Annotated in this window: 6 protein-coding genes and 1 pseudogene; 6 read left to right on the forward strand and 1 reads right to left on the reverse strand. The window is 40.8% G+C overall.

Translation table 11 applies throughout. The features are described 5' to 3' along the window. Entirely contained in the window at window positions 1-4,458 is a 4,458-nt protein-coding gene (gene gltB, locus QL998_RS09530; RefSeq protein ID WP_182197863.1) for a glutamate synthase large subunit, read from the reverse strand. 679 nt (window positions 4,459-5,137) lie between these two features. Here gltB and QL998_RS09535 point away from each other — a divergent pair. From QL998_RS09535 to QL998_RS09560, 6 genes and pseudogenes are all read left to right on the forward strand, one after another. After that, window positions 5,138-6,391 (forward strand): efflux RND transporter periplasmic adaptor subunit, encoded by a 1,254-nt coding sequence (locus tag QL998_RS09535; RefSeq protein WP_182197865.1) that lies wholly within the window; start codon window positions 5,138-5,140, stop codon window positions 6,389-6,391. A 42-nt stretch (window positions 6,392-6,433) separates the two neighbouring features. After that, a complete protein-coding gene (locus tag QL998_RS09540; RefSeq protein WP_182197867.1) occupies window positions 6,434-7,144 on the forward strand; it encodes an ABC transporter ATP-binding protein in 711 nt (236 codons plus the stop codon). 3 nt (window positions 7,145-7,147) lie between these two features. Beyond that, complete coding sequence (locus QL998_RS09545; protein WP_182197869.1) at window positions 7,148-8,461, forward strand: ABC transporter permease; 1,314 nt, start codon at window positions 7,148-7,150, stop codon at window positions 8,459-8,461. An 11-nt stretch (window positions 8,462-8,472) separates the two neighbouring features. Next, a complete protein-coding gene (locus QL998_RS09550; RefSeq protein WP_182197871.1) occupies window positions 8,473-9,681 on the forward strand; it encodes an FtsX-like permease family protein in 1,209 nt (402 codons plus the stop codon). A gap of 71 nt (window positions 9,682-9,752) precedes the next feature. Then, window positions 9,753-11,085, forward strand: a pseudogene (locus QL998_RS09555) (sigma-54 dependent transcriptional regulator). Continuing rightward, window positions 11,085-12,398, forward strand: a complete 1,314-nt coding sequence (locus tag QL998_RS09560; RefSeq protein WP_182197875.1) for an ATP-binding protein — start codon at window positions 11,085-11,087, stop codon at window positions 12,396-12,398. The pseudogene QL998_RS09555 and the gene QL998_RS09560 overlap by 1 nt, the downstream one beginning before the upstream one ends. Window positions 12,399-12,563: the final 165 nt, after the last annotated feature.

Below are 12,563 nucleotides of genomic sequence, written 5' to 3' on the forward strand. Positions count from 1 at the left end.
TTATTGCGCCTGAACACGTAGTTCGGCACTACTGCGAGCGCGATGCCCGAGTAAACTTTTTAAGTCACTTGATATTGGTTTTACTAATTTGAACATCGGTAAGTACAATTCAAAGTTAGCCAAAATACTTTCTGCTCTGCACGAACCCGTAAGCTCTAAATGCTCAGCAATTAAGCCGCGTAAATGTTCTTGATGCGACGTTAATTCGTCTAGTGTTACTATTTCGACAAGCTCTGGATTAATGCGTTTTTCAAAATCATTTCGCTCATCTAAAATATAAGCAAAACCACCTGTCATACCCGCGCCAAAGTTAACGCCTACATTACCCAGTACACATACAACGCCACCGGTCATGTATTCACAACAGTTGTCACCTACACCTTCAACAACCGCTTGCACACCTGAGTTACGAACTGCAAAACGCTCGCCTGCACAACCTGCAGCAAATAGTTTGCCGCCTGTTGCACCGTATAAACATGTGTTGCCTGCAATTGTGGCTTTGTGACTTTCGAACGACGAGCCAAGTGGTGGACGAATAACTAACTTGCCACCCGCCATGCCTTTACCTACGTAATCGTTTGCATCGCCAACCAGTGTCATTTCAAGGCCACCGGCATTCCACACACCAAATGATTGACCCGCAGTACCGTGTAGCTCAATTGCTACAGGATCTGCCGCCATTCCTTGGTTGCCATATTTATCGGCAATATAGCCAGAAAGCATTGCACCTACCGATCTGTCCGTATTACAAATACGACTTACTAGTGAAATACCGCTTGAAGCATCAATTGCTTCTTGCGCCTTAGCAAGTAGGCTCTCATTAAGTTTTCCTAAATAATGTGAGCTATTAGGCGCACTACAATAAAGTGTTTCACCTGTTGGGTTATTAGGCTGAGCAATTACGGAAGATAAATCAATTTTCTTCTGTTTTGCTGTTTTGCCTTCAATTGCTTCAAGCAAATCTAAACGACCGATTAAATCAGTTAAGTTTACAACACCTAAGCTTGCCATGATTTCACGTGCTTCTTGCGCTATAAATTTAAAGTAGTTCATCGCCATTTCTGGTAAGCCGTGGTAATGCTTTTGACGAAGTGTTTCGTCTTGTGTTGCAACACCTGTCGCACAGTTGTTTAAATGGCAAATTCGTAAGTATTTGCAACCAAGCGCAACCATTGGACCAGTACCAAAGCCAAAGCTTTCTGCACCTAAAATTGCCGCTTTAATTATATCTAAACCTGTTTTTAAGCCACCATCTGTTTGCAAGCGAATGCGATGACGCAGTCCATTTTCAACAAGGGCTTGCTGCGTTTCAGCAAGTCCTAGCTCCCATGGGCTACCTGCATATTTAACTGAAGTAAGTGGGCTTGCGCCTGTACCGCCATCGTAGCCAGAAATAGTAATTAAATCGGCATACGCTTTAGCAACACCTGTCGCAATGGTTCCTACGCCTGGTTCTGAAACCAGTTTCACAGAAATTAGTGCTTTAGGGTTTACTTGTTTTAAATCGAAAATTAGCTGTGCTAAATCTTCAATTGAGTAAATATCGTGATGTGGTGGTGGCGAAATTAACGTAACACCTGGAACCGAATAACGAAGCTTAGCAATATATGGGGTTACTTTTTCACCCGGTAATTGACCGCCTTCGCCTGGTTTTGCACCTTGCGCTACTTTAATTTGAATAACGTCAGCACTGCGTAAGTAATGCGGCGTTACGCCAAATCGACCTGAAGCGACTTGCTTAATACGCGAGTTTTTCTCGGTACCATAACGCAGCTTATCTTCACCGCCTTCACCAGAGTTTGAACAACCACCTAAGCGGTTCATTGCAATTGCTAGAGCCTCATGCGCTTCTGGCGATAATGCACCAATACTCATTGCTGCTGAATCGAAACGCTTGTATAGGTTTTCTGCAGGCTCTACATCATCGATGCTAATGCCTTGCTCTGGAATTTTAAGCGCAAGCATGTCACGTAAAGTGGCAATAGGACGCGTATTAACAAGTTTTGCATATTCACTGTAATCACTATATTCACCAGAACGAACTGCTTTTTGCAGGGTTTGGATTACATCAGGATTATAAGCATGATACTCGCCGCCATGTACGTACTTAAACAAGCCGCCGTGGCTTAATAATTTACGCTTACTTAGAGCGAGTTTGTGTAAGCTTTGCTGATCGTCATCAAAGTCGGTAAAGCATGCGCCCTGTATGCGACTTGCCACACCTTTAAAGCACATTTGTACAATAGCGTCAGATAAACCAACCGCTTCAAACAACATTGAGCAGCGATATGATGCAACCGTACTTATGCCCATTTTAGACATAATTTTGTATAAGCCTTTATTAATGGCTTTACGATAAGCAAGGGTCACTTCGCAATACGACTTATCAATAATTTTGCTGTCGCTCATCGCAACTAACGATTCATACGCAAGGTATGGATAAATTGCCGTAGCACCAAAACCTAATAGCACAGCAAACTGGTGCGCATCTCGCACGCTGCCAGTTTCAATGATAATATTTGATTCACAGCGCAAGTTGTTATCAACTAAGCGTTTTTGTACCGCACCTACAGCCATAGCTGCTGGAATTGGTAAATTTATTTCATCAAAGTTACGGTCAGTTAAAATAAGCATGATACAGCCCGCAGCTGCTTTTTCTTGTGCTTGGTCACAAATACGCGTAACCGCGTTTTCTAAACCCTCTTCAACTGTATAGGTAATATCAATTTTACAGTAGCTGTAGTGCGCTTCATCAGCATTTAATAGCTGCTGCATGTCTGCGTACATTAAAATTGGTGTATCAAACTGTAGGCGCTTAGCGTGGCCCGTTGTTTCGTTAAATACGTTTTGCTCACTACCAATACAGGTTGCAAGCGACATTACATGGTTTTCACGTAGTGGATCGATAGGTGGATTTGTTACTTGCGCAAATTTTTGGCGGAAGTAATCATAAAGTGAACGATGCCCTTCACTAAGCACAGCAAATGGCGTGTCATCACCCATTGAGCCTGTCGCTTCTTGGCCGTTTTCACCCATTACACGAATAACGCTATCAAGCTCTTCGTTGGTATAACCAAACATTTTTTGATATTTAGCTAGCGTTTCGTCATCAAATGAGCGATTACCAGCGTCTTGCTCGGTAAGTTCTTCAAATGGAACTAAACGTTTAACGTTCTCCTCAAGCCATGACTTGTAAGGATGGCGAGACTTTAAATCTTGATCGATTTCATCCGAGTGCCAGATTTTGCCAAGTTTAGTATCAATAACTAATAATTCACCTGGACCAACACGGCCTTTTTCAACCACTTCATCGGCAGTGTAATCCCAAATACCCACTTCTGATGCAAGCGTAATAAAACCATCTTGTGTAATTACATAACGTGCTGGGCGTAGTCCATTACGGTCAAGGTTACACGCCGCAAAACGGCCATCCGACATAACAATACCTGCCGGGCCATCCCATGGTTCCATATGCATAGAGTTAAAGTCGTAAAATGCACGTAAATCGTCGTCCATTGCACGGTTTTTCTGCCATGCAGGCGGCACGAGCATACGCATAGCGCGGAATAAATCCATGCCGCCAGCTAAAAATAGCTCAAGCATATTATCTAGGCTTGATGAATCAGAACCGGTTTCGTTTACAAACGGCGCTGCGCTTTGTAAATCAGGAATAAGCGGTGACGCAAATTTATAAGAACGTGCGCGTGCCCACTGGCGGTTACCTTCAATAGTATTAATTTCACCATTGTGTGCTAAATAGCGGAAAGGTTGAGCTAAAGGCCAACGCGGCTGAGTATTAGTAGAAAAGCGCTGATGGAAAACACAAATCGCACTCGTCATACGAATATCAGCTAAATCTAGGTAAAAATTAGGTAAATCCGCAGGCATCATTAAGCCTTTATAGATAGTTACCAAACCAGATAGACTTGCGATATAGAAAGCTTCATCATCAACAATGCGCTTTTCAGCGCGGCGGCGTGCTACATATAAGCGACGCTCTAAGTCTTTAGAACGCCAACCTTCTGGCGCGCTAACAAAAATTTGTTCAAAACCTGGTAATTGCTGTACAGCAATAGGACCCAACATAGATGGGTCGGTTGGTACAACACGCCAACCTAAAATATTTAGCGTTTCTTTTTCTAATTCTTCGCTAAGTATTTGTTTTGCAGCTTGTGCTAAAACAGGGTCTGAATTTAAAAATATCATACCCACTGCGTAGTTTTTGCCTAAGTGCCAATTATGTTCACTGGCAATTGCACGGAAAAAGCTATCTGGTTTTTGTAATAATAAACCACAGCCATCACCTGTTTTACCATCGGCAGATATACCGCCACGGTGCTGCATGCGATCAAGCCCCGTAATAGCAGTACGAATAAGCCTATGACTAGCTTGACCATTAACTTGGGCTATTAAGCCAAAGCCACAATTTTCTTTTTCTAACTTTGAGTCGTATAACATAGACCCCTCCCCTTGCTGCACTGTTAGCGTGGATGAACTGCTCGACGATTTGCTAACAGACGGACAAAACTAGCCTCTATCTTAAATAGAGTCAATAGCACTTTGAATACATATTCACATTCTTGAATATTTCTCACTTCATAGCAAGATTTCTTTTTATCATTATTTTTAACATTTAGCGTTATTTTAACCACTATTTTTTCATGACACTGGTGTCAAGTTTAACATATTGTAAAAAACACAAGCACCCAAAGGTGCAGCTTACGTAAACGTAAAGGCGAGTAAAAGTGAATAAGTATTCAACAAATGAAGGGCTATTCAGTTAACATTTAGATAGTTTTATGGTATTTCATTACTTTAATGGCTTAACATCCCCGATTATTGCTGCTCATTAGTATAGTTATGAAAGTTCATGTCATTTTTTGTACATTAATAGTGAATTTTTATTTAAAGCGGTGTCCGATGCGGACATCATTTTCATGAACAAAAAATAAAAAGCACTTTAATATCAATGTGATAATAGTTGGCATATTAATCGTATAGCTTTACATATAATCGCTAATTGGAATTACTATGTTTACTCTAAGCTTATTTTTACTCTCTCCTATTGCCGCTATTTGCACAGCAGCTTTATTACTGCTGTGCGAAAAATACATAAAAGCAATTTAGGGGAAATTAAATGATTAAAGATACCAGCGCACAAGACGTACAAGTAAAGGCACCTATAAGCTATAAAAAATACGCGATAATCACTGCGATTGTTTTCATTGTGGTCTCTGCAATTGCTTATATTTTTTTAACGAGCCATAGCGCTAAAAGCTCTATTAGCCGCTCAAAAGTACAGATTGCAAAAGTACATGTTAAGGCGCTCATTCGAGACATTGCCGCCAGTGGTAAAATTGTTGCTGCTAATGCTCCTAAAATCTACAGTCCAGAACGGGGGTTTATAGATTTAAAAGTAAAGGCCGGCGATACAGTAAAGCAAGGCGACACACTTGCCCTGCTGCAAAGCCCTGAGTTAACTAATGAATTGAAGCAACAGGAGTCTGTACTTAAAAGACTTGAAGGCGAACAGCAAAGGCAACATTTGCAAGCAAGACGCCAAACACTCACCTTAAATAAAACACTCGATATGGCACAAGTTGAGCTTAACGCCGCTGAGCGCGAAAATCGTCGCGCACAGTTATCAATACAAAAGCACTTAATTAGCCAAATTGATCTAGAAAAAGCAGTTGATGAATTATCCCGAGCTAAGCTCTCCTATAAGCATGCGCAGCAAGAGGTATTGCTTGCCAAAGACACGCTCGCTTTTGAACTACAAGCTGCTAAAAGTGATGTGACCCGCCAACAACTTATTGTTGATGACTTAATCCGAAAAGTAAGCAACCTATCTATTAAGGCTACCGTTACTGGGATCGTGGGTAACCTATTAGTGCAACAAAAAGCCGCTGTGACGCAAAGCCAACCTCTTATGACTCTCGTCGACTTAAGTAATTTTGAAGCCGAACTCCAAGTTCCTGAAAGTTACGCAAACGAATTAGGACTCGGTATGGAAGTAGAGCTTAAGTTAGGCAATGAAACAGTGATGGGGAATTTATCCGCCATATCACCAGAAGTTAATAATCGTGAAGTAACCGCACGCGTCCGGTTTAAAGGTGTTACTAACAACATTCGTCAGAACCAACGCTTAACTGCACGTATTTTACTCGACAACCGAGAAGGTGTAATGCAAGTAAAGCGTGGTGCATTTATGCAGCAAGGCGGAATTATAGCTTATAAAGTCGATGGCAATATCGCAAAGCGTATATCTATTACAATAGGCGCCACCAGCATTAATGCGGTTGAGCTTTTAAGCGGACTAAAAGAAAACGATGAAATTATTATTTCAAGCTACAGCGACTTTAAGCAAGCCAACACGATTTTATTAAATTAAACAGACGTTCTCAACCAACGCTAAAAATAATTAGGAACAATCATGTTACAAATGAACAATGTAAGTAAAGTATACCAAACAGAAATGGTACAAACCCATGCGCTTCGAGATTTTAATCTGCAAGTAAACGAAGGCGAATTTATTGCTGTTACCGGTCCTAGCGGCTCAGGAAAAACAACCTTTTTAAATATTGCAGGTATGCTCGAGCCTTTTAACGAAGGTGAATACCTGTTGGATGGCGTTAATGTTAGCAGCCTAAACGATAACCAACGTGCTGATTTACGTAATCAAAAAATTGGCTTTATATTCCAAGGTTTTAATTTGATCCGCGATTTAAATTTATATGAAAACATAGAAGTTCCTCTTCGCTACAGAGGGATTAAAGCAAATGAGCGAAAACGTCGAATTGAGCAATGCCTTGAACAAGTTGGTTTAGCATCTCGCGCTAAACACTTACCTCAACAACTCTCTGGTGGCCAGCAACAACGTGTGGCAATAGCCCGTGCGCTTGCTGGTGAACCTCGTTTTTTACTTGCCGATGAGCCAACAGGTAACCTTGACAGCTTAATGGCTCGCCAAGTTATGGAGTTACTTGAACAAATCAATCGCGACGGTGCCACTATTGTAATGGTAACGCATGATAGCGAATTAGCCCGCCGTGCTCCGCGTAATATTCAAGTAGTTGATGGGCAGCTTGCCGACTTTACGCTTTATCAGGGCGCGCAAACTATAAAAACAGCATCGGGGGTTTAACTAATGTTTATTCATTATTTAGATTTAAGTTGGCGCAGCTTCAAGCGCACCCCACTGGTTAGCTTTTTAATGGTACTTGCCATTGCGATAGGTATAGGCATAACAATGACCAGCCTTAGTGTTTATCATATGATGTCGGCCGATCCTATCCCAGAAAAAAGCAGCCAACTTTACAGTGTGCAATTACAAACAATGGACGATGGTAGTACGTGGTGGACAGAAGATAACATGCCACTGCAACTGACCTATCAAGATGCAGATAACTTATTAAACGCACCCACGTCAGAGAAAAAAGTGGCTATGATGCGTACCGGCTTTTCAGCTTATTTAGACTCCGACAAAATAAAACCTTTTATAGGTAATGCTCGCATGACAACGCCTGACTTTTTTAGCATTTTTAATTTGTCATTTTTGTACGGTGGAGCTTGGAGCAAAGAGCAAGAAGACTCAGCTGCACCTGTGGTTGTTATTACCCAAGAGATAAACGAGAAACTATTTGCAGGAAAAAACTCTGTCGGCAAGCTGATTTACTTAGATGATGCAAGCTATCAAGTAGTTGGTGTTATTAACCATTGGCCTCTCAATATTAAATATTATGATTTAAATAACGGTGCATTTAATCAAGTAGAAGAGTTATTTATGCCCTTTAGCTTAATAAAGGCAAAAGAGCTCGTAAGTTGGGGCAATAGCAATGGATGGAAACACGAAAACACACCAACCTTTGCAGATAAACTGCAATCTGAGCAAGTATGGATCCAGTTTTGGGCAGAGCTAAATACGCTTGAACAAAAACAAGCCTATCAAAATTACTTATTAGCCTATATGCAAGAACAACAAAAACGTGGTCGATTTAATCGTAAAGAACTTGAGTATAAACTTCGCGATGTAAACCAATGGATGCAATACAACAACGTCGTCACCGAAGACAATAAAATTTTAGTGGGCCTGAGCTTTATGTTCTTAGGTGTCTGCTTAGCCAATATTTTAGGTTTACTTTTAGCTAAGTTTTTACGCAGAGCGCCAGAAGTAGGTGTAAGACGCGCATTAGGTGCTAGTAAAAGGCAAATATTTTTACAGCACTTAGTTGAGGTCGCCATGCTTGGCTTTATAGGTGGCATGCTAGGAATTGTACTAGCACAACTTGGCTTAATGGGCGTAGGGCAAAGCTACGACTACTATGAAAACTTAGCGACAATGGATTTAACCATGCTATTGAGCGCCCCATTGATTGCAATTATAACCTGCATTTTGGCTGGTTTGTACCCAGCTTGGCTAGTGTGTAAAACCAATCCTGCTATTTATCTTAAGAGCCAATAAGGAATGTCACAATGTTAGAAATAAAACCTATATTCAACGCCTTATGCCGCTCAAAGGTGGGCGCTGTATTACTGCTAATTCAAATTGCAATCACAACGGCAATAGTCAGTAATGCTGCATTTATCATTCAAGACAGAATTAGCTATTTAAACCAAGAAACGGGCTACCCTGAACAAGATATATTTAAGTTTAATGTAATGACCTTTGGTACTGATATTAACTTAAGTCAGCAGTTTGAGCTTGATGAAAGCATGCTTAGAAAAATGCCAGGCGTGGTCGATGCCGCATTAAGCAGTAGTATTCCACTATCAGGGAGTGGCAGCGCTTCGAGCTTTAATTTAAAACCTGCTCCACAAGAAGGCCTAAGTGTCAGGACCGCTTATTTTTTTATAGATGACCACGCAATTAATACCTACGGCGTTAACTTAATTGCAGGGCGAAACTTTACCGAAGATGAAGTACTCGTTACAAACGAAATTACACAAAAGCGCACCAACGTCACTATAGTCACTAAAGCCTTACTTGATGAGCTCTACCCTGATGGAGATGGTTTAGGGAAAATAGTTTATTTTGGCGACCTACCACTTAAAATTATTGGCGTGATCGGAAACATGAAAGGCCCGTGGCTCAAAGACAGTAAACCCGATAATCTTGCGTTTATTCCTTATATTAAAGCAGCAAGTTATGCACAAGTTGCCGTTCGTACTAAGCCTGGTCAGCGAGCAGCTGTAATGAAAGAAATAGAAAATGCCATGCTCGAAAATTACAGCAAACGCGTTATTAACAACATTAAAGGGCTTGATGAATTAAAAAATGAGTATACCGCTCAAGATCGCCTTATGATGCGCATGCTCATAGTATTAATCACTATTTTAGTGCTTATAACCGCTCTCGGTATTTTTGGCTTAACCTTATTTAATATTAGCAAACGTACTAAGCAAATTGGTACACGCAGAGCACTTGGCGCAAGAAAGTCAGCTATTGTTAGCTACTTTTTAGTAGAAAATGCATTAATTTGTAGCCTAGGTTTAGCCTTAGGTGTAGTAACAGCAATACTACTTGGGAAAATGTTAATGCAGTATTTTTCTGTAGCCGCACTACCGCCAAGTTATATAGCCGTTACCGCCATTGCCGTATTTTTAATGAGTTTACTTGCAGTATTAGCGCCGGCTAAACGCGCTGCCAATATTTCGCCCAGTATCGCAACTCGCACTATTTAATAATATGTAAATCACTATGCTACACTGCTTAGTAAGGCAGTGTAGACATTAAAAAATTATAAAAATAACCTATGACTGATAAAATACTCATTGTTGATGATAACCAAGCAGTACTCGACGCACTTTCATTGTTGCTCGAGATCCACGATTTTTCGGTAGTCACAGCCACAAACCCGTTTGATGCTCTGCAAATAGTTCGCTATCAACGAATTGAGCTTGTAATTCAAGACATGAACTTTACCAGTGACACCACCTCTGGCGAAGAAGGTAAAACGTTGTTTTATGAACTACGAGAAATAAACCCACACCTACCTATTATACTTATTACAGCTTGGACCGAACTTGCCACCGCCATTGAGTTTGTAAAAGCCGGTGCTGCTGATTACTTACCGAAACCCTGGGATGATGCAAAACTACTCGTTTGTATCAGTAACTTAATAGAGCTAGGCAGTGCTAAAAAAACAGTTGCTACACATAATCGCCATCAACAAGAGCGTGAAGGTACATTTAAAAGCGCAGACCTTGCCGGGCTAATATTTAAAAGCACGGCTATGGAACGACTGGTTACTATGGCGCTTCAAGTGGCTAAATCTGATATATCTGCATTAATTACAGGCCCTAATGGTAGTGGCAAAGAGTGTATTGCGCATATTATTCAAAGAAACTCCCCACTTGTATCGCAACCTTTTATTAAGGTAAACGCCGGTGCACTACCGCAAGAACTTATAGAGGCCGAACTTTTTGGCGCTGAAGCTGGCGCATACACGGGGATAACCAAACAACGTATTGGTCGATTTGAAGCAGCTGATGGCGGTACGTTATTTTTAGATGAAATTGGTAATTTACCACTTTCAGGACAAATAAAATTACTACGCGTACTACAAACCGGCGAGTTTGAACGTTTAGGCTCAACACAAACACGAAAGGTAAATGTGCGGGTTATATCGGCCACTAACGAAAACTTACTACAAGCAATTCAACAAGGTCGATTTAGGGAAGACTTATATTATCGCCTTAATGTAATTGAGCTCAATGTGCCTGCCCTAAGCGAAAGGCAAGATGATGTTTTAGCACTTATTAGCCATTTTTTTACCTCACCGAGAGCTGACTATAAACACAGAGCAAGCACTCCAACAGTACAAATGGCCGGGTAACGTTCGAGAGCTAGAAAATGCTTGTAAACGTGTAGCGGTACTAAAACCAACAGGTGCGCTTACAGTCGATGACTTTGCACTTTCGTCATCGGTTACTGCTCAACAAGAAGCAAAAGCAGAGCCGACCAAACAGGAAATAGAACACGCAATGCGCGCTCATCAAGGTGTTATAGCCAAAGTGGCCCGTGAATTTGGTTTAAGCCGACAAGCACTTTACAGGCGATTACAAAAAATGGGTATTGATTATTAATGCCAAACATTATTAGCCACTTTACCCTAAGCCAAAAGGTTGTGTTAATTTGCTCACTTTGTAGCGCGCTGCCTGTTTTTATTATTGCCGCACTTAGTGGTTTTGATATGTACTACACTCTGTTTTTAATATTACTAACGCTTGCATTTAGCACCTTGCTTTCAAGAGCTCTCACCAAGCCAATAAAGCTTGGCATGCAATCGCTCGAAACCGGGTTGCTTAATTTTAAAGATGGTGAGCTATCCAGCTTACTAGCGTATAAAAGTAATGATGAACTTGGAAAACTATGCCGACTTTATAATCAAACCGCTAAACAGCTTCGCCAAGAAAAACAATGGATTTACCAGCGCGAGTTAATGCTTGATAAAGTATTGCAAAGCTCGCCGCAAGCGCTACTGCTGGTCAATGATAATAATACGGTGGTATTTAGTAATTTAATTAGCCGTAGTTTATTTAATAGCGCAACTCGCCTTGAAGGTATGAAACTAAGTAAGTTACTCGAAAATTCCCCTCTGCAATTAATAGCAGCTATAGAGCACGGTGTTGATGGCCTCTTTAATATAGAAATAGAGAATCAAGACTCGCAAACTTGGCATTTAGCCACCGGGGAGTTTTTACTCAATAACCAAAAGCATCATTTATATATATTTAAACAATTGACCCGTGAGCTTAGTCGCCAAGAAGTTGCCGTGTGGAAAAAGGTAATACGCATTATCAGCCACGAATTAAATAATTCACTCGGCCCAATGTCGTCCATGTTACACAGCGCACAATTGCTCGCAAATAAAGTCGATGAGCCCCGCCTTGCCCGTGTATTTGCAACTATTGATGAGCGAATTAGTCATTTAACTGAATTTGTACAAGGCTATGGCAAGTTTGCTAAATTACCTCAGCCACAAAAAACACGGATTAACTGGCAAAACACACTCAATAATTTAAAAAATCACTGGCAATTTAGCTACGAAATAAAAAATTCACACAATGAATTACAAGCTGATCAAGCCCAACTCGAGCAGCTGCTGATAAACCTATTAAAAAATTCACACGAGTCAGGCTCCAATGCCAATGAAATACATATTCAGGTCGAGTTTGTACCCCAAGCATGTGTTATAAATGTAAGCGACTGCGGCAAAGTAATGAGCGAGCAAGTAATGGCAAATGCTTTAGTGCCCTTTTATTCAACAAAAAGTACGGGGAGTGGTTTAGGGCTAGCTTTATGCAGAGAAATAGCAGAGGCGCATCAAGGGCATATAAGTTTACATAACAAAATAGAGGGCGGCTTAAACGTACAAGTGAGCCTTCCCTATTCGTAAATTAACACAAATTAAAAACAACAAAGCCACTTAAGAAGCTGTCTCTTATACACAAATCCCTGCTAAGAAATTAGCGGGGATTTTTTTGAACTAAATCTCAATGTCATGATCAGATCTTCAAATCTTGTTTGAGGGCACATTATGATTAACGAACATACTCATTGG

Origin of the sequence: Pseudoalteromonas sp. APC 3691 (genome assembly GCF_030408135.1) — a bacterium.
Lineage (GTDB): Bacteria > Pseudomonadota > Gammaproteobacteria > Enterobacterales > Alteromonadaceae > Pseudoalteromonas.

What these genes read in the sequence shown, in the direction of transcription:
- gltB (WP_182197863.1), bottom strand. Translation starts at nt 4,458, where the DNA reads ATGTTATACGACTCAAAGTTAGAAAAAGAAAATTGTGGCTTTGGCTTA.
- QL998_RS09535 (WP_182197865.1), top strand. Translation starts at nt 5,138, where the DNA reads ATGATTAAAGATACCAGCGCACAAGACGTACAAGTAAAGGCACCTATA.
- QL998_RS09540 (WP_182197867.1), top strand. Translation starts at nt 6,434, where the DNA reads ATGTTACAAATGAACAATGTAAGTAAAGTATACCAAACAGAAATGGTA.
- QL998_RS09545 (WP_182197869.1), top strand. Translation starts at nt 7,148, where the DNA reads ATGTTTATTCATTATTTAGATTTAAGTTGGCGCAGCTTCAAGCGCACC.
- QL998_RS09550 (WP_182197871.1), top strand. Translation starts at nt 8,473, where the DNA reads ATGTTAGAAATAAAACCTATATTCAACGCCTTATGCCGCTCAAAGGTG.
- QL998_RS09560 (WP_182197875.1), top strand. Translation starts at nt 11,085, where the DNA reads ATGCCAAACATTATTAGCCACTTTACCCTAAGCCAAAAGGTTGTGTTA.